The sequence below is a fragment of the Kribbella sp. CA-247076 genome (assembly GCF_050942445.1).
Classification (GTDB): domain Bacteria; phylum Actinomycetota; class Actinomycetes; order Propionibacteriales; family Kribbellaceae; genus Kribbella.
The window spans coordinates 4,682,644-4,703,387 of the sequence record NZ_CP192051.1 but is presented as its reverse complement, the minus strand read 5'-3'; the positions used below and the strand labels follow the sequence as shown (position 1 = coordinate 4,703,387).

At 70.4% G+C, this 20,744-nt stretch carries 22 protein-coding genes; 19 read left to right on the top strand and 3 right to left on the bottom strand.

Going from position 1 to position 20,744, the window contains the following annotated elements; all coding sequences use genetic code 11:
• Window positions 1-14 precede the first annotated feature (14 nt).
• Both ACQPYZ_RS22135 and fxlM read left to right on the top strand, forming a co-directional pair.
• A complete protein-coding gene (locus ACQPYZ_RS22135; protein ID WP_433159127.1) occupies window positions 15-692 on the top strand; it encodes a LuxR C-terminal-related transcriptional regulator in 678 nt (225 codons plus the stop codon).
• 30 nt (window positions 693-722) lie between these two features.
• On the top strand, window positions 723-1,922 hold the full coding sequence (fxlM, locus tag ACQPYZ_RS22130; protein ID WP_433159124.1) for a methyltransferase, FxLD system: 1,200 nt from the start codon (window positions 723-725) through the stop codon (window positions 1,920-1,922).
• On the opposite strand, the gene ACQPYZ_RS22125 is transcribed toward fxlM, so the two are convergent.
• Window positions 1,906-2,679 (bottom strand): hypothetical protein, encoded by a 774-nt coding sequence (locus ACQPYZ_RS22125; protein WP_433159121.1) that lies wholly within the window; start codon window positions 2,677-2,679, stop codon window positions 1,906-1,908. The genes fxlM and ACQPYZ_RS22125 overlap by 17 nt on opposite strands.
• A 173-nt stretch (window positions 2,680-2,852) precedes the next feature.
• On the opposite strand from ACQPYZ_RS22125, the gene efp reads away from it, so the two are divergent.
• Together efp and nusB are read left to right on the top strand one after the other, a co-directional pair.
• Complete coding sequence (gene efp, locus ACQPYZ_RS22120; protein ID WP_433169727.1) at window positions 2,853-3,386, top strand: elongation factor P; 534 nt, start codon at window positions 2,853-2,855, stop codon at window positions 3,384-3,386.
• A 25-nt stretch (window positions 3,387-3,411) separates the two neighbouring features.
• Window positions 3,412-3,822 carry a transcription antitermination factor NusB gene (nusB, locus tag ACQPYZ_RS22115; protein WP_433159118.1) on the top strand — a complete coding sequence of 137 codons (411 nt, stop codon included), beginning with the start codon at window positions 3,412-3,414 and terminating at the stop codon, window positions 3,820-3,822.
• Between the two features lie 280 nt (window positions 3,823-4,102).
• Here nusB and bldD read toward each other — a convergent pair whose 3' ends face one another.
• Window positions 4,103-4,615: a transcriptional regulator BldD gene (gene bldD / locus ACQPYZ_RS22110; RefSeq protein ID WP_026163359.1), complete on the bottom strand. Its 513-nt coding sequence runs from the start codon at window positions 4,613-4,615 to the stop codon at window positions 4,103-4,105.
• 206 nt (window positions 4,616-4,821) lie between these two features.
• Here bldD and pyrR point away from each other — a divergent pair, with 206 nt between their 5' ends.
• The 9 genes from pyrR (at window position 4,822) to ACQPYZ_RS22065 (ending at window position 15,519) form a co-directional block, all read left to right on the top strand.
• Entirely contained in the window at window positions 4,822-5,418 is a 597-nt protein-coding gene (pyrR, locus tag ACQPYZ_RS22105) for a bifunctional pyr operon transcriptional regulator/uracil phosphoribosyltransferase PyrR (protein ID WP_433159115.1), read from the top strand.
• The gene (locus tag ACQPYZ_RS22100; protein ID WP_433159112.1) at window positions 5,418-6,353 is read left to right on the top strand and encodes an aspartate carbamoyltransferase catalytic subunit; all 936 of its coding nucleotides are present in this window, start codon (window positions 5,418-5,420) and stop codon (window positions 6,351-6,353) included. The genes pyrR and ACQPYZ_RS22100 overlap by 1 nt, the downstream gene beginning before the upstream one ends.
• Window positions 6,350-7,654, top strand: coding sequence for a dihydroorotase (locus tag ACQPYZ_RS22095; protein WP_433159109.1), 1,305 nt, complete (start codon window positions 6,350-6,352; stop codon window positions 7,652-7,654). Before ACQPYZ_RS22100 ends, ACQPYZ_RS22095 begins: the two co-directional genes overlap by 4 nt.
• Window positions 7,651-8,145 carry a hypothetical protein gene (locus ACQPYZ_RS22090; RefSeq protein WP_433159106.1) on the top strand — a complete coding sequence of 165 codons (495 nt, stop codon included), beginning with the start codon at window positions 7,651-7,653 and terminating at the stop codon, window positions 8,143-8,145. The genes ACQPYZ_RS22095 and ACQPYZ_RS22090 overlap by 4 nt, the downstream gene beginning before the upstream one ends.
• Complete coding sequence (gene carA, locus ACQPYZ_RS22085) at window positions 8,142-9,275, top strand: glutamine-hydrolyzing carbamoyl-phosphate synthase small subunit (RefSeq protein WP_433159103.1); 1,134 nt, start codon at window positions 8,142-8,144, stop codon at window positions 9,273-9,275. Before ACQPYZ_RS22090 ends, carA begins: the two co-directional genes overlap by 4 nt.
• Window positions 9,275-12,580, top strand: a complete 3,306-nt coding sequence (carB, locus tag ACQPYZ_RS22080) for a carbamoyl-phosphate synthase large subunit (RefSeq protein ID WP_433159100.1) — start codon at window positions 9,275-9,277, stop codon at window positions 12,578-12,580. The genes carA and carB overlap by 1 nt, the downstream gene beginning before the upstream one ends.
• Window positions 12,573-13,610: a quinone-dependent dihydroorotate dehydrogenase gene (locus ACQPYZ_RS22075; RefSeq protein ID WP_433159097.1), complete on the top strand. Its 1,038-nt coding sequence runs from the start codon at window positions 12,573-12,575 to the stop codon at window positions 13,608-13,610. The genes carB and ACQPYZ_RS22075 overlap by 8 nt, the downstream gene beginning before the upstream one ends.
• Complete coding sequence (gene pyrF, locus ACQPYZ_RS22070; protein ID WP_433159094.1) at window positions 13,607-14,443, top strand: orotidine-5'-phosphate decarboxylase; 837 nt, start codon at window positions 13,607-13,609, stop codon at window positions 14,441-14,443. Before ACQPYZ_RS22075 ends, pyrF begins: the two co-directional genes overlap by 4 nt.
• A 113-nt stretch (window positions 14,444-14,556) precedes the next feature.
• The gene (locus tag ACQPYZ_RS22065) at window positions 14,557-15,519 is read left to right on the top strand and encodes a DUF4037 domain-containing protein (RefSeq protein ID WP_433159091.1); all 963 of its coding nucleotides are present in this window, start codon (window positions 14,557-14,559) and stop codon (window positions 15,517-15,519) included.
• Here ACQPYZ_RS22065 and ACQPYZ_RS22060 read toward each other — a convergent pair.
• Entirely contained in the window at window positions 15,516-16,370 is an 855-nt protein-coding gene (locus tag ACQPYZ_RS22060; RefSeq protein ID WP_433159088.1) for a LysR family transcriptional regulator, read from the bottom strand. The two genes, ACQPYZ_RS22065 and ACQPYZ_RS22060, sit on opposite strands and share 4 nt — an antisense overlap.
• 68 nt (window positions 16,371-16,438) lie before the next feature.
• Between ACQPYZ_RS22060 and ACQPYZ_RS22055 the strand changes: the two genes are divergently transcribed.
• The 6 genes from ACQPYZ_RS22055 to coaBC all read left to right on the top strand — a co-directional run bounded on the left by ACQPYZ_RS22055 (window position 16,439) and on the right by coaBC (window position 20,701).
• Window positions 16,439-17,332 carry an EamA family transporter gene (locus tag ACQPYZ_RS22055; protein ID WP_433159085.1) on the top strand — a complete coding sequence of 298 codons (894 nt, stop codon included), beginning with the start codon at window positions 16,439-16,441 and terminating at the stop codon, window positions 17,330-17,332.
• 94 nt (window positions 17,333-17,426) lie between these two features.
• Window positions 17,427-17,801: a hypothetical protein gene (locus tag ACQPYZ_RS22050; protein WP_433159083.1), complete on the top strand. Its 375-nt coding sequence runs from the start codon at window positions 17,427-17,429 to the stop codon at window positions 17,799-17,801.
• 148 nt (window positions 17,802-17,949) lie between these two features.
• The gene (mihF, locus tag ACQPYZ_RS22045; protein ID WP_132320042.1) at window positions 17,950-18,264 is read left to right on the top strand and encodes an integration host factor, actinobacterial type; all 315 of its coding nucleotides are present in this window, start codon (window positions 17,950-17,952) and stop codon (window positions 18,262-18,264) included.
• A gap of 119 nt (window positions 18,265-18,383) precedes the next feature.
• On the top strand, window positions 18,384-18,995 hold the full coding sequence (gene gmk, locus ACQPYZ_RS22040; protein ID WP_433159080.1) for a guanylate kinase: 612 nt from the start codon (window positions 18,384-18,386) through the stop codon (window positions 18,993-18,995).
• A 2-nt stretch (window positions 18,996-18,997) separates the two neighbouring features.
• Entirely contained in the window at window positions 18,998-19,300 is a 303-nt protein-coding gene (rpoZ, locus tag ACQPYZ_RS22035; protein WP_132320044.1) for a DNA-directed RNA polymerase subunit omega, read from the top strand.
• A 36-nt stretch (window positions 19,301-19,336) separates the two neighbouring features.
• Window positions 19,337-20,701: a bifunctional phosphopantothenoylcysteine decarboxylase/phosphopantothenate--cysteine ligase CoaBC gene (gene coaBC / locus ACQPYZ_RS22030; protein ID WP_433159076.1), complete on the top strand. Its 1,365-nt coding sequence runs from the start codon at window positions 19,337-19,339 to the stop codon at window positions 20,699-20,701.
• Window positions 20,702-20,744: the final 43 nt, after the last annotated feature.

Here is a 20,744-nt window from a genome sequence, read left to right as displayed (position 1 = left end):
GGGGGAGTGGCACGATGACGACACAACTGACGACACAACGCATTCCGGTCTGGGTGAAGGCTTTCGATCCGCTGTCGCAGTTCGGGCTCGTGCACTCGCTCCGTCCCCGGCCGGAGGTCGCTCTGCTCTCCGACGCCGACCTGGCCGCGCTGCACGCCCGGACGACCGACCAGCGCACCGCCCCGCCGACGGTCGCCTTGATCGCGGTCGACTCGCTGGACGCCGCGGCCGTCGAGGTACTCCGGTCGGCGTCGCAGCGCGGGTGTCGGCGGACCGTGCTGATCGGCGGCAGGTTCGACGACGAGGCGCTGATGACCGCGGTCGAGCTCGGGGTGTCCGGCGTACTCAGGCGGACCGAGGCGACCGCAGACCGCATCGTGCACCTCGTCCGGACCGCGGCCGCGGGTGACGGCACCCTGCCGCCGGACCTCCTCGGCCGCCTGCTAGGCCAGGTCTCCCGGATGCAGCGGCACGTGCTGCAGCCGCGCGGGCTGTCCCACACCGGCCTGTCCGACCGCGAGACCCAGGTCCTGCGCCTGGTTGCTGACGGCAAGGACACCCAGGAGATCGCCCGCGAGCTGTCCTACTCGGAGCGCACGGTCAAGAACGTCCTGCACGACGTCACCAGCCGTCTCCAGCTGCGCAACCGCTCACACGCCGTCGCCTACGCTCTACGCGAGGGCTTGATCTAGTGTCCTGAGTCCCAGAACGAGGGGACCGAGATGAGTGCGGACGACGTGCGCCGGGCGGAGGCGTTGCGTGCGGCGCTCACCCGGCGGCTGGTGGCCGAGGGCTCGATCCGGGACGAGCGGGTGGCCGCCGCGTTCGGGACCGTGCCGCGGCACCTGTTCGTCCCGCACGCGCCCCTCGACCGGGCGTACGCCGACGACGTCGTGCTGATGAAGCGGAACGAGGCCGGGGTCGCGATCAGCTCGGTGTCCCAGCCGAGCATCGTCGCGCTGATGCTCGGCCAGGCCGGCGTCCGGCCCGGCGATCGCGTCCTCGAGATCGGCTCCGGCGGCTACAACGCAGCCCTCCTGCGCGAGCTGACCGGCCCGGCCGGCGCCGTGACCACGGTCGACATCGATCCCGAGGTCACCGACCGGGCCCGGGAGTTGCTGACCACGGCCGGGTACGGTGACGTCCGGGTCGTCCGGGCGGACGGGGAGTTCGGCGTACCGGAGGACGCGCCGTACGACCGGATCGTGGTGACCGTGACGGCGTGGGACGTGCCACCGGCCTGGATCGACCAGCTCCGGCCCGGCGGGCGGATCGTCGTACCGCTGCGGCTGCGGGGACAGACGCGGTCGATCGGGTTCGACCGGGTCGGCGACCACCTGGAGAGCCGGTCGGCGACGATCTGCGGCTTCGTCTGCATGCAGGGCGCCGGGGCGAACTACGAGCGACTGGTGCCGATCGCGGGGGACCACGTGTTCGTCAGCTTCGACGAGGACCAGGAGATCGAGGCCCATCCGTACGACGGGCTGCTCCAGCAACCGCACCTACAGGCGTGGTCCGGGATGGTGATGAACCGGGAGGAGCCGCTGGCCGACCTCAACCTCTGGCTGGCGGCGACCCTGCCCGGCTTCTGCATCCTCGGCGCGGACCGGTCCGTGCAGGCCGTCGCGCCGACGCCGCGGTGGGGTGCCGCGGCGGCGGTGACCGCGGACAGCGTGGCGTATGTGACGTCGTGTCCGGCGCGGCGCAGGCCGGCGTCGTTCGTGGAGCTCGGCGTCCAGGGGCACGGGCCGGACGCCGGCGAGTTGATGGCGCGGCTGATCGACCAGTTGCGGTGGTGGGACGCGCATCACCGGCACGGGCCGGGGCCGTCGTTCCAGCTGTGGCCCGCGGGTGGCGACGTACCGGCCGGGTTCAGGATCGCGCGGCGGCACGGGTGCCTGGTGGTCAGCTGGGCGGAGTAGCGCCGGGGCGTGGCGGGTTCCGGACCGTCTGCCAGAGCTCGTCGATGTCCGAGCGGTCCTCGGGCTCCGGGGTGTCCACCCAGCCGCTGGCCCAGGTGTCCTCCTCGCGGTCCAGGTCGAAGATCGACTCCGCGAACGCGGCCGAGCCGACGTACCGTTCCTCGGGCTCCTTCTGCTCTTCCGGAGCCGGTGCGCGCGGTGTCGTCGGCCGGGCCGGAGCAGGGGTCCCGCCCGCCGGCGCGAGCAGGGCGCGGGCGTGCTCCTGGGCCTCGAGGATGCCCATGTCCTGCTCGTCGCACAGCAGCCGGATCGCGGCCACCTCGTTGCCGGCGTCCATCAACTCGCGGACCCGGGCGTCGGTGTCCTTCCGGGGCGTCGGCAGGTGCTGCTGCGGTGGGCGGTGCCCCGGCGGCGGCCCGTACGACGGCAACCACTGCGCCGGCGCCTGGTACTGCGGAGGCGGCTGGTACTGCAGGTGATGCTGAGGCTGCGCCTGGTGGTGAGGATGTGGCTGGGGTTGGTGCTGGTGCTGGGGGAGCGGCTGGAACTGCGCGGGCGGGACCGGACCGCCGGTGGGCTGGGTGAACTGTCCCTGGAACTGCACCGGCAGGTTGCCGCCCTGCTGGGCCTGGATCCGCTCGATCAGCTTCTGCACCCGCGGGTTCGGCCGGCCGTCGGACTTCGCGGCCTGCTGCTTGGCCTTGCCGACCACGCTGACCACGATCATGACGATGATGAAGATCGCGAACTCCAACACCGGCCGCCTCCGTCGCAGTCGTCCTCAGGGACTGCCAGCGTAAGCCCCGGCCGGGTCCGCCCGCGGGCGCGGAATCGGAGGAACGGGCAGGTGACCGCTACAATCCGGTGTTACCGCTGATCGAATTCGAAGGGCATATCCGCGTGGCAACGACGAACGACCTCAAGAACGGCATGGTGCTCGACCTGGACGGGCAGCTGTGGTCCGTCGTCTGGTTCCAGCACCACAAGCCCGGCAAGGGCGGCGCCGTCGTCCGGACGAAGCTGAAGAACGTGCTGTCCGGCAAGGTGGTCGACAAGACCTTCAACGCGGACGTCAAGGTCGAGGTCGCGACCGTCGACAAGCGCGACATGACCTACCTCTACAACGACGGCACGTCGTACGTCTTCATGGACAAGTCGACCTACGACCAGCTGCAGATCCAGCCCGAGACCGTCGGCGACGCCGCGCACTTCCTGCTGGAGAACCAGGACGCCATCGTCGCGGTGCACGACGACCTCCCGCTGTACGTCGAGCTCCCGGCCTCGGTCGAGCTCGTGGTGGAGTACACCGAGCCCGGCCTGCAGGGCGACCGGTCCACCGGCGGCACCAAGCCGGCCAAGCTGGAGACCGGCTACACCATCCAGGTCCCGCTGTTCCTGACCACGGGCGAGAAGGTCAAGGTCGACACCCGCACGGGTGACTACCTCGGCCGCGTCACCTCCTGAGGCTTGAGAGAGCTGACAACAGAACATGTCTGCCCGCAGTAAGGCCCGCAAGCGCGCCCTCGACGTGCTGTACGAGTCCGAGGTCAGGGGACTGCCGGTCGGCGGCACCCTGGCCGACCGGGTGGCCGACAACGACCCGCCGGTGAACGAGTTCACCGTGGCGCTGGTCGAGGGTGTCGCGAAACACATCGAGGTGATCGACGACCTGCTGGCGACCCACTCGGTCGGCTGGTCGCTCGACCGGATGCCGGCCGTCGACCGCAACATCCTGCGGCTCGGGAGCTACGAGCTGCTCTTCGACGACCAGGTGCCGGACGTGGTGGCGGTCAGCGAGGCGGTCGCGCTAGCGCGGGACCTGTCCACCGACGAGTCGCCGGCGTTCGTGAACGGGCTGCTGGCCAGACTGCTGCAGCTCAAGCCCACCCTCGGCGTCTGAAGCGCTGAGGAGCGAGGGGGGCGAGCCCTCTCGGAGTCCTGAAGTCGGGGCCCGGTGACCGTCTCGGTACGGTCCCGGGCCGGCTCTGCGTCCCCGTGGTGTGGCGCGGGGGGAACGGCCCCGGCCTTCGGTGCAGCGGGTGAGGTGGTGCCCGCCGCGAGTCCTGCGAGTGTTACCGGTACTGCGAGGTCCTTCCGGTACTGCGGTTGGTGCCCGAGGGAGAAGGCGGGCGGCCGCGGGCCAGCTGCTACGAGCCCCGACCGTCTCTGCTGCCTTCTGATCAGGCGCCGGCTGCCTCGGACTCCTCGACGTCGCCCTTGGCCTCCGGGTTCAGCACGCCCCAGGAGATGAAGCGCTCGGTCAGAGTCGTCGGCGACTCGTCGTAGATCACGGCCAGGGTCCGCATGTCGTCCTGCCGGATCGACAGCACCTTGCCGTTGTAGTCACCTCGCTGAGCCTGGATCGTGGCCGCGTACCGCGTCAGCGGACCGGCCTCGCTCGCGTCGAGGTGTTGCAGGGCCTCCAGGTCGAGGATCAACCGGGGCGGAGCGGCAGCCGCGGCGGCCGCGCTGGCGGAACCGGGCAGCAGCTCACGGATCGGCACGCCGTAGAAATCGGCGAGCTCCGCGAGCTTCTGGACCGTGACGGCTCGATCGCCGCGCTCGTACGAGCCGACGACGACCGCCTTCCAGCGACCCTTGGACTTCTCTTCCACGCCGTGCAGCGACAGCCCTTGCTGCTGGCGGATGGCGCGCAACTTGCCACCCAGTGTCTTCGCGTATTCGCTAGGCACGCTGGTTCTTCCCTCCGACTAGTTTCGTTGTGTCCGGCCCGCCGGAACGGGTCGGCCTGGTGAAACCCCCCTCGGTTACACAGAGTAACAATATTCCGGGTGCGAGGCCAGCGTCAAGACGGCGTGTCACTTCCGATACCATGTCAAGCGGTCCGAACGTCCTTTAAAGACCCGTCCCGAGAGGCGGGAAAGGAGGAACGGTGGCGATGAATCCTGCCCGAAGTGCGAGCCAGAGCGCTGCCCCGCAGCGCAGTACCCGCACCGTGCTGGACGCTTCCGACATATCCCGGGCACTGACCCGGATCGCGCACGAGATCCTCGAGCGCAACCGCGGCGCCGACCCCGTCGTACTCCTCGGCATTCCGACCCGCGGCGTCGGCCTGGCCGCCCGGATCTCCGGCCGGATCGCGGCCGTCGAGGGGCAGAGCGTGCCGACAGGGTCACTCGACGTGACGATGTACCGCGACGACATCGGTCTCAAACCACCCCGCGGCCTGGAGCACACCGACATCCCGGCCGGCGGGATCGACGGCAAGGTCGTCGTCCTGGTCGACGACGTGCTGTTCTCCGGCCGGACCATCCGGGCCGCGCTGGACGCGATCGGCGACATCGGCCGGCCGCGGGCGGTCCAGCTCGCGGTCCTGGTCGACCGCGGCCACCGCGAGCTGCCGATCCGCGCCGACTACGTGGGCAAGAACCTGCCCACCTCGCTGGTCGAGCGGGTCACCGTCCACCTGACCGAGTACGACGGCGCCGACGCCGTCCTGATCGCCGACCAGACCACGACGGGGGTGAAGGCGTGATGAGGCACCTGCTGAGCGCGGGCGACCTGTCCCGGGACGAGGCGAACCTGATCCTCGACACAGCCGAGGAGATGCGGTCGCTGGCCGACCGCCCGATCAAGAAGCTGCCCGCCCTGCGCGGCCGGACGGTGGTCAACCTGTTCTTCGAGGACTCGACCCGGACCCGGATCTCGTTCGAGGCGGCGGCCAAGCGGCTGTCCGCGGACGTGATCAACTTCTCCGCCAAGGGTTCGAGCGTGAGCAAGGGCGAGAGCCTGAAGGACACCGCGCTGACGCTGCAGGCGATGGGCGCCGACGGCGTCGTCTGCCGGCACGGCTCGTCCGGCGCGCCGCACCTGCTGGCCACCTCGGGCTGGATGACCGGGGCGGTGGTGAACGCCGGCGACGGCACCCACGAGCACCCGACCCAGGCGCTGCTCGACGCGTTCACGATGCGCCGCCACCTCGGCTCGCTGGAGGGCCGCCGGATCACCATCGTCGGCGACGTGCTGCACTCGCGAGTCGCCCGGTCGAACGTGCTGCTGCTGTCCACGCTCGGCGCCGAGGTGACCGTGGTCGCGCCGCCGACCCTGCTCCCGGTCGACATGCGCAGCTGGCCGTGCGTCACGTCGTACGACCTGGACGCAACACTGCCGAAGAGCGACGCGGTGATGATGCTGCGGGTCCAGCGCGAGCGGATGAACGACGCCTACTTCCCGAGCGCCCGGGAGTACACCCGCCGCTACGGCCTCGACGTGCACCGGATGGCGCAGCTGCCGGACGAGGCGATCGTGCTGCACCCCGGCCCGATGAACCGCGGCATGGAGATCAGCGCCGAGGTCGCCGACTCCACCCGCTCGGTGATCGTCGAGCAGGTCACCAACGGCGTCGCCATCCGCATGGCCGTCCTGTACCTACTGCTGTCCGGAAGCAACGAAGAGGAGTCCAAGGCATGACCGCGTACCTGATCACCGGAGCGAGCATCGTCGGCGGTGAGGTGGCGGACCTGCTGATCGACGACGGCGAGATCGTTGCCGTCGGCGCCAATCTCACCGCGCCCGCGGGTACGACGACGATCGACGCCACGGGCCTGGTCGCGCTGCCGGGCCTGGTGGACCTGCACACCCACCTGCGTGAGCCGGGCCGCGAGGACGCGGAGACCGTCCTCACCGGGACCCGGGCGGCCGCGCTGGGCGGGTTCACCGCGGTGTTCGCGATGGCCAACACCGACCCGGTCGCCGACACCGCCGGCGTGGTCGAGCAGGTCTGGCGCCTCGGCCGTGAGAGCGGGTACGCCGACGTGTACCCGATCGGCGCGGTCACGGTCGGCCGGAAGGGCACGCAGCTCGCCGAGCTGGGCGCGATGGCGGACTCGGCGGCCCGCGTCCGGGTGTTCTCCGACGACGGCGACTGCGTCTGGGACGCCGCCCTGATGCGCCGCGCCCTCGAGTACGTGAAGGCCTTCGGCGGCACGATCGCCCAGCACGCGCAGGAGCCGCGGCTGACCCAGGGCGCGCAGATGAACGAGGGCGCGCTGTCCGGCGTCCTCGGGCTGACCGGCTGGCCGGCGGTCGCGGAGGAGGCGATCATCGCCCGCGACATCCTGCTGAACGCGCACGTCGGCTCGAAGCTGCACATCTGCCACCTGTCCACCAAGGGCTCGGTGGAGATCGTCCGCGCGGCCAAGAAGCGCGGGTACGAGGTGACCGCCGAGGTGACCCCGCACCACCTGCTGCTGACCGAGGACCTGGCCGCCTCCTACAACCCGGTCTTCAAGGTGAACCCGCCGCTGCGAACCAAGGAGGACGTCGAGGCGGTCCGCGAAGGCCTGGCCGACGGCACGATCGACATCGTCGCCACCGACCACGCGCCGCACCCGGTCGAGGACAAGGACTGCGAGTGGAGCGCGGCCGCGTTCGGCATGCTCGGCCTGGAGACCGCGCTGAGCGTGGTCCAGCATGCGATGATCGACACCAAGCTGATGACCTGGGCGGACCTGGCCGACCGGATGAGCTACCGGCCGGCCGCGATCGGTCAGGCCGGCGACGGTGGCAGTGGTCATGGCCGGCCGCTGGAGGCGGGTGCGCCGGCGAACGTCGTCCTGGTCGACCCGGCGGCCGAGCGGACCGTCGTACCGTCGGAGTCGGCGTCGCTGTCGCGGAACACGCCGTTCGACGGGATGACGCTGCCGGGCAAGGTGGTCGCGACCTTCCTGCGCGGTACGCCGACCGTCCTGGACGGAGCGCTGTCCCGGTGAAAGCCTTCCTGGGCGTCGTCGGCACGCTGCTGGTGATCGCCGTGGCCTACTACGGCATGTACCGCGGCTGGCGGAACCGCCAGGCCCGCCAGGTCGACCTGGCGCCTCTTCCGGAGGTGCCCGCGGACGACAAGAGCCGGGGAGTGGAGGGCGTGTACGTCGCCACCACCTCGGCCGGCGACTGGATGGACCGGATCGCCGTGCACGAACTGGGCGTCCGCAGTACCGCGGACCTGGCCGTCAGCGAGGCCGGCCTGATCTTCCACCGGCAGGGCGCGGCGGACGTGTTCATCCCCGCCGGCCACCTGATCGGCGTCCGGACCGACCGCGGGATCGCCGGCAAGGTGACCGCGGAGAAGTCCGGCCTGGTGGTGGTCACCTGGACCCACGACGGCCGCGCGCTCGACACCGGGTTCCGCCCGCGCCGCAAGGCCGACACCGCCCCCTTGACCGAATCCATCTCGACCCTGATCGGAGCCGAGGAGACATGAGCCAGCCTGCCCACCAGCCGGCGCTGCTCGTCCTGGAGGACGGCCGGAGCTTCGCCGGTACGTCGTACGGGGCGACCGGCGAGACGTACGGCGAGGCGGTGTTCACCACCGGGATGACCGGCTACCAGGAGACGCTGACCGACCCGTCGTACCACCGGCAGATCGTCACCCAGACCGCGCCGCACATCGGCAACACCGGCGTCAACGACGAGGACGACGAGTCGCAGAAGATCTGGGTCTCCGGGTACGTCGTCCGCGACCCGGCCCGGGTGCCGTCGAACTGGCGGTCCCGGAGGTCCCTCCACGACCAGCTGAAGGCCCAGGGGATCGTCGGGATCTCCGGGATCGACACCCGGGCGCTCACCCGGCACCTGCGCGAGCGCGGCGCGATGCGGGCCGGGATCTCCACCGAGATCCTCGACCCGGCCGCCCTGCTCGACAAGGTCCTGCAGCAGCCCCCGATGGTCGGGGCGGACCTGGCGTCGGAGGTGACCACCTTCGAGCCGTACGTCGTGCCCGCGGAGGGCGAGAAGCGGTTCACCGTGGTCGCGCTCGACCTCGGGATCAAGTCGATGACGCCGAAGCGGATGGCCGAGCGCGGCATCGAGGTGCACGTGCTGCCGGCCACCGCGTCGCTGGACGAGGTGCTCGCGGTCAACCCGGACGGCATCTTCATGAGCAACGGCCCGGGCGACCCGGAGACCACCGAGCACCCGACCACGCTGCTCAAGCAGCTCCTGGAGCAGAACAAGCCGTACTTCGGGATCTGCTTCGGCAACCAGGTGTTCGGCCGGGCGCTCGGCCTCGGCACCTTCAAGCTGAAGTACGGACACCGTGGCATCAATCAGCCGGTGCTCGACCGGGCGACCGGCAAGGTGGAGATCACCGCGCAGAACCACGGGTTCGCGGTGGACGCGCCGATCGAGGAGACGGTCGAGACGCCATACGGACTGGCCGAGGTCAGCCATGTGTCCCTGAACGACAACGTGGTCGAGGGGCTCCGACTGACGGGCCGGGACGGCAGGGTGCTGGCGTTCTCGGTCCAGTACCACCCCGAGGCGGCGGCCGGTCCGCACGACTCGGCGTACCTGTTCGACCGGTTCGTCGAACTGATGGAGGGGCGGGCCTGATGCCACGTCGTACAGACATCGAGTCGGTCCTGGTGATCGGCTCCGGCCCGATCGTGATCGGTCAGGCCTGCGAGTTCGACTACTCCGGCACGCAGGCGTGCCGGGTGCTCAAGGAGGAGGGCTTCCGGGTCGTCCTGGTGAACTCCAACCCGGCCACGATCATGACCGACCCGGAGTTCGCCGACGCCACCTACGTGGAGCCGATCACTCCGGAGTACGTCGAGAAGGTGATCGAGAAGGAGCGCCCGAACGCGCTGCTGGCCACCCTGGGCGGCCAGACCGCGCTGAACGCGGCGATCGCCCTGCACGACAACGGCGTCCTGGAGAAGTACGGCGTCGAGCTGATCGGCGCGTCCGTCGACGCGATCCAGCGGGGCGAGAACCGGGAGTCGTTCAAGCACATCGTCGAGAAGCTGGGCGCGTCGGTGGCCCGGTCGGTGATCTGCCACTCGCTGGACGACGTGATGGGCGCCGCCGAGCAGCTCGGCTACCCGTTGGTCGTCCGGCCGTCGTTCACGATGGGCGGCGTCGGCTCCGGGATGGCGTACGACGAGGCCGACCTGCGCCGGATCGCCGGCGCCGGCCTGCACGCCAGCCCGACCACCGAGGTGCTGATCGAGGAGTCGATCCTCGGGTGGAAGGAGTACGAGCTGGAGGTGATGCGCGACAAGGCGGACAACGTCGTGATCATCTGCTCGATCGAGAACGTCGACCCGATGGGCGTGCACACCGGCGACTCGGTCACGGTCGCGCCCGCGATGACGCTGACCGACCGTGAGTACCAGGTCATGCGGGACCTTGCCATCGGCATCATCCGCGAGGTCGGCGTGGACACCGGCGGCTGCAACATCCAGTTCGCGGTCGACCCGGCCGACGGCCGGCTGATCGTGATCGAGATGAACCCGCGGGTGTCCCGCTCGTCCGCGCTGGCGTCGAAGGCGACCGGGTTCCCGATCGCGAAGATCGCGGCGAAGGTGGCCATCGGCTACACGCTGGACGAGATCCCGAACGACATCACCCGGCAGACGCCGGCCAGCTTCGAGCCGACGCTGGACTACGTGGTGGTGAAGGTGCCGCGGTTCGCGTTCGAGAAGTTCCCGGCCGCGGACGCCACCCTGACCACGCACATGAAGAGCGTCGGCGAGGCGATGGCGATCGGCCGCAACTACACCGAGGCGCTGCAGAAGGCGCTGCGGTCGCTGGAGAAGCCGGAGGCCAGGTTCTCCTGGGCCGGCCAGCCGGCCACCGAGCTGGAGCCGTTGCTGGAGGCAATCAAGACGCCGCACGACGGCCGGCTCCGGACCGTCATGGACGCGATCCGCGCCGGCGCGACGCCGGAGCAGATCTTCGACGCCACCCGCATCGACCCGTGGTTCGTCGACCAGCTCTACCTGATCCACGAGACCGCGCTGCAGGTCGCGGCCGCGCCCCGGCTGACGCCCGAGGTGATCCGGCTGGCCAAGCGGCACGGGTTCTCCGACCTGCAGCTGGCCGAGATCCGCGGGCTGACCGAGGACGTCGTCCGTGGGGTCAGGCAGGCGCTCGGGATCCGGCCGGTCTACAAGACGGTCGACACCTGTGCGGCCGAGTTCGCGGCCGAGACGCCGTACCACTACTCGTCGTACGACGAGGAGACCGAGGTCGCGCCGCGGGAGACGCCGGCCGTGCTGATCCTGGGGTCGGGGCCGAACCGGATCGGCCAGGGGATCGAGTTCGACTACTCCTGTGTGCACGCGTCGATGGCCCTGCGCGAAGCGGGCTACTGCACGATCATGGTGAACTGCAACCCGGAGACGGTCTCGACCGACTACGACACCTCCGACCGGCTCTACTTCGAGCCGCTCACCTGCGAGGACGTGCTCGAGATCGTGTACGCCGAGCTGCAGGCCGGGCCGGTGGCCGGGGTGATCGTGCAACTGGGTGGCCAGACCCCGCTCGGGCTGGCCCAGCGGCTCGCGGACGCCGGCGTACCGATCGTCGGCACCTCACCCGAGGCGATCCACCTGGCCGAGGAGCGCGGCGCGTTCGGCAAGGTGCTCGCGGACGCGTCGCTGCCGGCGCCGAAGCACGGGACGGCGCTGTCGGCCGGCGAAGCGCACGGGGTGGCCGAGGAGATCGGCTTCCCGGTGCTGGTCCGGCCGTCGTACGTGCTCGGCGGTCGCGGCATGGAGATCGTCTACAGCTCGGCCGAGCTGACCGCGGCGCTGGACCGGCTGAGCGGCGGGTTCGGGTCGTGGGAGCACCCGGTGCTGATCGACCGGTTCCTCGACGACGCGGTAGAGATCGACGTGGACGGGCTGTTCGACGGCGAGGAACTGTTCCTCGGCGGCGTGATGGAGCACATCGAGGAGGCCGGCGTGCACTCCGGCGACTCGTCCTGCGCGCTGCCGCCGATCACGCTCGGCAACGCGGACATCGAGAAGATCCGGCGGTCGACCGAGGCGATCGCCCGCGGCGTCGGCGTCCGCGGTCTGCTGAACGTGCAGTACGCGCTCGCCGGTGACGTGCTGTACGTCCTCGAGGCGAACCCGCGGGCCTCCCGGACGGTCCCGTTCGTCTCCAAGGCGACCGCGACCCCGCTCGCCAAGGCCGCGGCCCGGGTGATGCTCGGGTCGACGATCGCGCAGTTGCGGGCCGAGGGCATGCTGCCGGCCGAGGGCGACGGCGGCACGCTGCCGACCTCGACGCCGATCGCGGTGAAGGAAGCCGTGATGCCGTTCAACCGGTTCCGGACCGTCGACGGCCGGTCGGTGGACACCGTGCTCGGCCCGGAGATGCGCTCGACCGGCGAGGTGATGGGCATCGACGACACCTTCGGTACGGCGTTCGCGAAGTCGCAGGCCGGGGCGTCGCAGCCACTGCCGGGCGCCGGCAAGGTGTTCGTGTCGGTCGCGAACCGGGACAAGCGGCACATGATCTTCCCGGTGAAGCGGCTGGCCGACCTGGGCTTCCAGATCTACGCGACCGAAGGGACGGCGGACGTGCTCCGCCGCAACGGGGTCGACGCGGTCACGGTCCGCAAGAGCAGCCAGGGACCGGGCCCGAACGGCGAGCCGACGATCGTGCAGATGGTCCAGGACGGTGAGCTCCAGCTGATCGTCAACACCCCGATCGGCATCACCAAGGGCGGTTCGCCGCGACTGGACGGGTACGAGATTCGCAGTGCGGCCGTGGCCCGGAACATCCCGTGCATCACCACGGTGCAGGGGCTCGCGGCCGCCGTCCAAGGGATCGAGGCCCAGCAGGCCGGGGACATCGGCGTCCGGTCGCTGCAGGATTGGGTGTCGAGGATCCGCGGTGTATAGGAAGGTCGTGCGGCCGGTCCTGTACCGGCTGGGTCGCGGAGACGCGGAGGTCGCGCACGAGCAGACGCTCGCCGGCCTCCGGCTCCTCGGCCGCATCCCCGGCGCGGGGTGGGCCGGTGCCCGCCTGGCCGGCGCGGCCGCCGCCTCACCCCGCACGGTCTTCGGCGTCCGCTTCCCGTCCCCGGTCGGACTCGCTGCCGGCATGGACAAGAACGGGGTCGCCTTGCGGGCCTGGCCGGCGCTGGGCTTCGGCTTCGTCGAGGTCGGCACCGTCACGGCGCATCCGCAGCCCGGCAACGAGAAGCCAAGGCTGTTCCGGCTGGTCGAGCACGAGGCCGTCATCAACCGGATGGGGTTCAACAACCTCGGCAGCGCGGCGCTGGCCGCCCGGCTGGCGGCGTACGGCAACCTCGGCTACCCGCTAGGCATCTCGATCGGGAAGTCGAAGGTCACGCCGCTGGCGGACGCGGTCGAGGACTACGTGACCTCACTGCGACGGCTCTATCGGTACGGCGACTACTTCGCGGTCAACGTCTCGTCGCCGAACACGCCTGGGCTGCGGTCGCTGCAGGACGCGGGACACCTGCGGGAGCTGCTGACGGCTCTGCATGCCGAGGCCGCCTCGCTGAGCGTCGCGGGTCTGGCCGGAAAGCCGATCCTGGTGAAGATCGCGCCCGACCTGACCCCGTCCGCGATCGACGAACTCCTGCAGGTCTGCACCGACGTCGGGGTGGCCGGCATCATCGCCACCAACACGACCATCGGCCGTCCCGGGGTGGAGTCGCATCCGCTGGCCGGTGAGACCGGCGGGTTGTCCGGCCGGCCGTTGACCGAAACCGCGGCCAAGACGGTCGCCCACATCCACGCCGAGACCGGGGGAGCGCTGCCGATCATCGGTGTCGGCGGCGTCCTCGAGCCGGCCGACGCCGCGCGGCTGTTCGACGCCGGCGCCAGTCTGGTGCAGCTCTACACCGGCCTCATCTACCGCGGACCCGGCCTGGTCCGCCGCATCAACAGGAGCTTGCCATGAGCAACGAACCTTTCGGCGCCCGGCTCCGGGCGGCGATGGACACCCGCGGTCCGCTGTGCGTCGGCATCGACCCGCACGCCCACCTGCTGGACGCATGGGGCCTGCCGGACACCGCGGAGGGTCTCGCGTCCTTCACCTACGGCGTGGTGGACGCGCTGGCCGAGCGGGTCGCGGTGTTCAAGCCGCAGTCGGCGTTCTTCGAGCGGTTCGGGTCGGCCGGGATCGCTGTCCTCGAGCAGGCCACGATCCGGCTGCGGGACGCCGGGGCGCTGGTGATCATCGACGCGAAGCGCGGTGACATCGGCTCCACGATGGCCGGCTACGCGTCGGCGTACCTGGCCGAGAAGGGGCCGCTGGCGTGCGACGCGCTGACGGTCAGCCCGTACCTCGGGTTCGGGTCGCTGCAGCCGGCGATCGACGAGGCCCGGGCGGCCGGGGCCGGGTTGTTCGTGCTCGCGCTGACGTCGAACCCGGAGGGACCGCAGTTCCAGTCGGCGCGGACGGTCGACGGTCCGACGGTGGCGGGCGCAGTACTGGACGGTCTGCGGTCGCTGAACGCGGAGTACGACGGCCTCGGGTCCTTCGGTGCGGTGGTCGGCGCGACCATCTCCTCGACGGACGAGGACCTGGACATCCACGGCCCGCTGCTCGCCCCCGGGCTCGGCGCCCAGGGCGGGACGGCCGAGGGGCTGACCAACGTCTTCGGATCGGCGGTGCGCAACGTCGTCCCCTCGAGCTCCCGCGAGATCCTCGGCGCCGGTCCGTCCGCCGCTGCACTGCAGGACGCGGCCGACCGGGCGAACGACGCGTTCCGGGCGGTGCTGGGGTACTGACGAAATACCCTGAATTACGCTAGAATATGAATTGCACAATGGCGCGATCAATTTCGCGCCATTTGTGTATTGTGTATTGAATTTCCCGGTGCGGGCGTGCGATCTTCGTCGGTATGTACATTCCTGGGTTGGAGTTGTGCCGGCGGTTCTACCGGGAGGAGGTGGCGCCCGGGCTCCGGGTGCCGCACAGCGCCGCGCTGCTCGGGCGCGGCTCGGAGGTGCTGGGGTTCGACGACGAGATGTCCACGGACCACAACTGTGAGCCGCGCGTCCTGCTGTTCGTCGCCGATGAGCATGCCGGGTTGCGGCCGGAGGCCCCGGAGCGGTTCGCGGGGCGTCCGGCCCTGGTCGAGGTGCATACCGTCAGGTCCTACTTCCGCGATCAGCTCGGCTGGGATCCCGCCGACGAGTTGACCGCGCCGGACTGGCTCACGTTTCCGGAGCGGAACCTGCGGATGATGACCGCGGGGGCGATCTTCCACGACGAACTCGGGCTGCAGGCCGTGCGCGATCAACTGGCCTATTATCCCGACGACGTCTGGCGCTACCTGCAGATCGGTGCCTGGTGGCGGGTGCATCCGGAGATGAACCTGACCGGGCGCGCCGGATTCGTGGGGGACGAGCTCGGGTCGGCGCTGATCGGGTCGCGGCTGGTGCACGACCTGATGCAACTGTGCTTCCTGATGGAGCGGCAGTACGCGCCGTACTCGAAATGGTTCGGGACGGCCTTCTCCCGGCTGTCGTGCGCCGATGAGCTGTCGCCACTGTTCGCGAAGGTGCTGCGCACCCAGTCGTGGCAGGAACGCGAGGAAGCGTTGATGGCGGCGTACACCGGGGTGGCGAAGCTCCACAACCGGCTGGAGATCACCGAGCCGGTGACGATCGGCATCGAGCGGATGTGTGGCCGGCCGTTCAAGGTGGTCTGGGGTGATTTCCCCGGGGCGCTGCTGGCCGCGATCAAGGATCCCGGCGTACGGCGGATCGCCGACCGCTGGCCGGTCGGCACGGTCGACGAGCTGCGGAACGTGCTGTGGCTGGCGCGTGACCGCCGGCAATTGCTGGTGCTGTTCGGCTAGTCGCGCTCGTACAGGTCGGTGAGTAGCGTCACCGCCGCTCGGGTGGCCGGATGTGGGTCCTCGCGGTGCCAGATGAGCTGGACGTCGACCGGGGGTGCGTCCCGGACCGGGCGGTAGACCACGCCGTCGCGGCGGTACTGCGTGACGGTCGCGTGCGGTGTGAGGCCGACGCACCGTCCGCCGGCGATCGCGGCGAGCCAGTCGTCGACGTCGTGCGTGTACTCGAGCTTCGGGCGGGCGTCCTCCGGCCAGAGGTCGGCGGTGGTGCTGCCGGTTCGGCGGTCGATCGCGAGGGTGCGGTCCTTCAGTTGGTCCAGGGTCAGGGTTCGCTTCTGCGCGAGCGGGTCGTCCGCGGCCAGGGCGCAGTACCTGCGTTCGCTGGCGACGGTCGCGTGCGCGAACCGGCGGTCGACCTGGGTGCGGACGACGGCCAGGTCGCAGAGGCCTTCGGCGAGTCCGCCGGTCGCTGTGTTGGTACGGACGAACTGCAGCTCCACGTCCGGGTGCTCGGCGGCCCACCTTCGCTGAAACTCTCGCGTGTGCCGGCCCATCGCCGACCACGCGTGCCCGATCCGCAGCCGGGTGTGCCCGCTCGTTGCCTCGCGCACCAACTCGTCCACCTCGGCCAGCACCTGCCGAGCCCTCCTGAGCACCTGCGCCCCGGCGCTCGTCGGTGCGACCGATCGACTCGTCCGATGCAGCAGCCGAACCCCGAGCGCCCGCTCCAGCGCGATCACATTCCGCGAGACCGCGGCCTGCGAAACCCCCAACTCGATCGCCGCATCCGTGAACGTCCCGGTCTCCACCACCCCGACCAGACACCGCAACTGCCACAACTCGATCCGAGCCATGCGCCCAGCGTATAGATGCCCGCACTCGTGCATTTTGCCTGAGTGGTCAGTCACCGCACGCTCGCTTCATGACCACCTCGCTGGAACTCACCCCGCAGCCTGCTGTCCCGGCGACCGACAACCGGCTGACGGGTGTGCTGATGATGTTGGGGAGTGGGTTGTCCACGCAGGTGGGGGCGTCGGTGGGCGCCCTTGCTTTCCCGGTCGTGGGGCCGGTGGGCGTGGTGGCTGTTCGGCAGTGGGTGGCCGGGGTCGTCCTGGTCGCGGTGGGGCGGCCGCGGCTGCGAGCGCTGACGGCCCGGCAATGGAGGCTGGTGCTGGGGCTCGCCGCAGTGTTCGCGGTGATGAACCTGTCGCTCTACACGTCCATCGACCGCATCGGGCTCGGACTCGCGGTGACTCTGGAGTTCCTCGGGCCGCTGGCGGTGGCACTGCTGGGCTCCCGACGGCTGATCGACCTCGTGTGTGCGCTCGCAGTCGCACCCGCAGTGATGTTGCTGACCCGACCACAAGCCACGACCGACTACCTGGGGATCGGTCTCGGCCTGCTGGCGGCTCTGTGCTGGGCGTCGTACATCCTGCTCAACCGCCGCATCGGCCGCGAGCTCCCCGGCGTACAGGGCGTCGGTGCCGCAGCCGCCGTCTCCGGTCTGGCCTACGTCCCGATCGGCCTCGTCGTCCTCTGGCACCACCCGCCGAGCCCGACGGCTCTCCTGTACGCCGTCACCGCCGGCGTCCTGTCCTCCGCCGTACCGTTCCTCGTCGACCTGCTCAGCCTGCGCCGGGTGCCCGCCCAGTTCTTCGGCGTCTTCATGAGCGTCAACCCGGTCCTCGCCGCCCTGGTGGGTGTCGTCGTCCTCGACCAGCACCTCGCGCCCCTCGACTGGCTGGCCATCGCCGTGATCGTGGCCGCCAACGCGGTGGCCCTCTCGGCCGGCCGACGGCGCGACCACGGCCTGTGAGCGGAAAGGATCGGTTTCGGATGGTTTGGTCACCAGCGGTAGCGTCGGGACCAGCACCCCCGAGGACGCCCTCCGACTCCCGAGGATGAGAGCTTTGAAGCGCACACTCGCCGTCGCCGCGACGCTGATCGCCGGCACCGCCACCCTGACCGCCTGCACCGAGGAGCAGGCGTACTGCGTCGACCTCGCCGGGTACGCCGCGAACGCGGTCAACGTGGACCCGCAGAACCCGGCCGACTACACCAAGATCCTCGAGGACGCGAAGAAGCTGCAGAGCACCGCGCCGGCCGAGGTGAAGGACGACTGGGGGGTCGTGGTCAGCTTCGCCGAGAAGGCCAAGGCGGCGGGTTCGGACCGGGTCGAGCTGGCCCGGCTGAGCCAGCAGACCGGTGGCGTGATGACGGCGTACAAGTCCATCACCACGCACGCGAAGGACGCCTGCAAGGTCGACGTCCCGCAACTCGGCTGACCGCCGCCCCGAGTGGAACGTTCGATTCGTCGCTCCGGTCCGACCGGTCACTGATCAAGGCCTGCTTGAACTCCAGCGGATGCGCCGTGACGTGGGCGAAGCCGTGTTAGGTTCCCTTGCGAAGCCACACAACGGGACAGGTGAAACGGTGCCACTTCCTTCTTTGACCCCGGAGCAGCGAGCGGCGGCTCTGGACAAGGCCGCGGCGGCGCGGCGTGAACGAGCCGAGATCAAGAACCGGATCCGGCATTCGGGAGCGTCTCCGACGGAGGTGCTCCACGAGGGGCAGACCAACGACGTGATCGGCAAGATGCGGGTCAGTGCGCTGCTGCAGTGCATCCCGGGCGTCGGCAAGGTCCGCGCCCAGCAGATCATGGAACGCGCGGGGATCTCGGAGACGCGGCGGGTGCGCGGCCTCGGCTCCAACCAGATCGCCGCCCTCGAGCGCGAATTCGCCGAGTGAGCCGGACCGAAATCCTGCCCGGCTCGTTGGACACTGGTGTGAACACGACGGTGAACGTGCCTGGGAATGTAACTGCGGACGTGACGGTGAACACAACCCAGCACAGGACGGACGAGACGATGGCTCCGCGGCGGGACCTGCCAGGAACGGCCGGGGGCGGGAACGCCCGGCTGACCGTGCTGGCCGGGCCGACCGCGGTCGGCAAGGGCACGGTGGCGGCCGACATCCGGGAGCGGTTCCCGGACATCTGGATCTCGGTCTCGGCGACCACCCGCAAGGCCCGGCCGGGTGAGGTGCACGGCGTGCACTACCTGTTCGTCTCCGACGAGGAGTTCGACCGGATGATCGCCGCCGGTGAGCTGCTGGAGTGGGCGGTCGTCCACAAGGCGGCCCGGTACGGGACGCCGAAGCGGCCGGTGCTGGACAAGCTCGCCGAAGGGCGGCCGGCGCTGCTCGAGATCGACCTGCAGGGCGCCCGCCAGGTCCGCGAGACGATGCCGGAGGCACAGTTCGTCTTCCTGGCCCCGCCGAGCTGGGACGAGCTGGTCCGCCGGCTGCTCTACCGCGGCACCGAGACCCCGGCGGAGCGGGAGCGCCGGCTGGAGACCGCGACGGTCGAGCTGGCCGCCGAGAAGGAGTTCGACGTGACGATCGTGAACGCCTCGGTTCGGGAGGCGGCCGATCAGTTGGTAAAGTTGATCCGATCACCCTCCATCCCTGGAAAGAGCTGACCTTGTCTGGCAACCAGCCCGTCGCCATCGGCATCACCTCCCCGCCGATCGACGACCTGCTCACCCACACCGACTCCAAGTACAAGCTGGTGCTGTACTCGGCCAAGCGGGCGCGGCAGATCAACGCCTACTACTCCCAGCTCGGCGAAGGCCTGCTGGAGTACGTCGGTCCGCTGGTCGAGACCCACGTCCAGGAGAAGCCGCTGTCGATCGCGATGCGCGAGATCAACGAGGGCGTGCTGACCTGCACCGACATCGACCCCGAGGCCGAGGCGGAAGCCGCCGCCGCGGAGAAGTCCGCGTAACTCCTTTCGCGATGACGACCGGGACGGGGTCTGCTGATGTCCGCAACCGGTGACGAGTCTCGCCCGACCCCCGGCGCCTCCGGCCCGGGGGCTTCGGCAGTTCCCGCGGGCACCGGCGCCGTCGCCGACGCCGCGGGGGCCGAGCTGCCCGCGAAGCACCGGCCGAACGTCGTCCTCGGGGTCGGTGGCGGGATCGCGGCGTACAAGGTCTGTGATCTGCTGCGGCGGCTGACCGAGTCCGGGCACCAGGTGCGGGTGGTGCCGACCGCGGCCGCGCTGGAGTTCGTCGGTGCGGCGACCTGGGCGGCGCTGTCCGGCCAGCCGGTGACCGCCGACCCGTTCGACGACGTGCAGGAGGTCCCGCACGTCCGGATCGGCAAGGCCGCCGAGCTCGTCGTGGTCGCCCCGGCCACGGCCAACCTGATCGCGAAGGCCGCGCACGGCCTGGCCGACGACCTGCTGACCAACACCCTGCTCACGGCCCGCTGCCCGATCCTGTTCGCGGCCGCGATGCACACCGAGATGTGGGAGCACCCGGCGACCCAGGCCAACGTCGCCACCCTCCGTTCCCGGGGGATCACCGTGCTGGATCCCGCCGTCGGCCGCCTGACCGGCGCGGACACCGGCCGCGGCCGGCTGCCCGAGCCGTCGGAGATCTTCGCGATCAGCCAGCTGATGCTCGCCGACCAGGCGGCCCGCGCCGCCGGGCAGGCGGTCGCCGACCTGACCGGCAAGCACGTGCTGATCAGCGCCGGCGGCACCCGCGAGCACCTCGACCCGGTCCGCTACCTCGGCAACTCCTCGTCCGGCAAGCAGGGGTACGCACTCGCCCGGATCGCGGCCGCCCGCGGTGCCAAGGTCACGCTGGTCGCGGCCAACTCCGAGCTGGCCGACCCGGCCGGCGTCCAGGTCGTCCCGGTGACCAGCACGCGGGACCTGTACGACGAGATCACCGGCCGCGCGGGGGACGCGGACGCGATCGTGATGGCGGCGGCTCCGGCGGACTTCCGGCCGGCCGACGTCGCCGAGCACAAGATCAAGAAGACCTCCGACGGCGCGGTCCCGGCCGTCAGCCTGGTGCAGAACCCGGACATCCTGCAGACGATCTCGCACGACCGGCGCCGCGCCGGCCAGGTGATCGTCGGGTTCGCGGCCGAGACCGGCGACGCGGAGCACAGCGTGCTCGACCTCGGCCGGGCCAAGCTGGAGCGCAAGGGCTGCGACCTGCTGGTGGTGAACGACGTCTCCGGCGGCAAGGTCTTCGGCAGCGACGTCAACGAGGCTGTCGTCCTCGACCGCGACGGCAACGCGCTACCCGTTCCGTCCGGCTCGAAGGACGCCCTGGCGGGCGTGATCTGGAATCTGGTCGCCACCCATTGGTCTTCAGAGAAGAAGGTGTGAGCAGTGGGCGTCAGCTGGAACCTGGTCGCTACCCACTGGAGCT

Coding starts and splice junctions, on each gene's coding strand:
- efp (WP_433169727.1), top strand. CDS start 2,853: ATGGTGCTCGACCTGGACGGGCAGCTGTGGTCCGTCGTCTGGTTCCAG.
- pyrR (WP_433159115.1), top strand. CDS start 4,822: ATGAATCCTGCCCGAAGTGCGAGCCAGAGCGCTGCCCCGCAGCGCAGT.
- ACQPYZ_RS22100 (WP_433159112.1), top strand. CDS start 5,418: ATGAGGCACCTGCTGAGCGCGGGCGACCTGTCCCGGGACGAGGCGAAC.
- ACQPYZ_RS22060 (WP_433159088.1), bottom strand. CDS start 16,370: ATGGCTCGGATCGAGTTGTGGCAGTTGCGGTGTCTGGTCGGGGTGGTG.
- ACQPYZ_RS22055 (WP_433159085.1), top strand. CDS start 16,439: ATGACCACCTCGCTGGAACTCACCCCGCAGCCTGCTGTCCCGGCGACC.
- carB (WP_433159100.1), top strand. CDS start 9,275: ATGCCACGTCGTACAGACATCGAGTCGGTCCTGGTGATCGGCTCCGGC.
- gmk (WP_433159080.1), top strand. CDS start 18,384: ATGGCTCCGCGGCGGGACCTGCCAGGAACGGCCGGGGGCGGGAACGCC.
- coaBC (WP_433159076.1), top strand. CDS start 19,337: ATGTCCGCAACCGGTGACGAGTCTCGCCCGACCCCCGGCGCCTCCGGC.
- nusB (WP_433159118.1), top strand. CDS start 3,412: ATGTCTGCCCGCAGTAAGGCCCGCAAGCGCGCCCTCGACGTGCTGTAC.
- ACQPYZ_RS22095 (WP_433159109.1), top strand. CDS start 6,350: ATGACCGCGTACCTGATCACCGGAGCGAGCATCGTCGGCGGTGAGGTG.
- carA (WP_433159103.1), top strand. CDS start 8,142: ATGAGCCAGCCTGCCCACCAGCCGGCGCTGCTCGTCCTGGAGGACGGC.
- ACQPYZ_RS22135 (WP_433159127.1), top strand. CDS start 15: ATGACGACACAACTGACGACACAACGCATTCCGGTCTGGGTGAAGGCT.
- fxlM (WP_433159124.1), top strand. CDS start 723: ATGAGTGCGGACGACGTGCGCCGGGCGGAGGCGTTGCGTGCGGCGCTC.
- pyrF (WP_433159094.1), top strand. CDS start 13,607: ATGAGCAACGAACCTTTCGGCGCCCGGCTCCGGGCGGCGATGGACACC.
- ACQPYZ_RS22065 (WP_433159091.1), top strand. CDS start 14,557: ATGTACATTCCTGGGTTGGAGTTGTGCCGGCGGTTCTACCGGGAGGAG.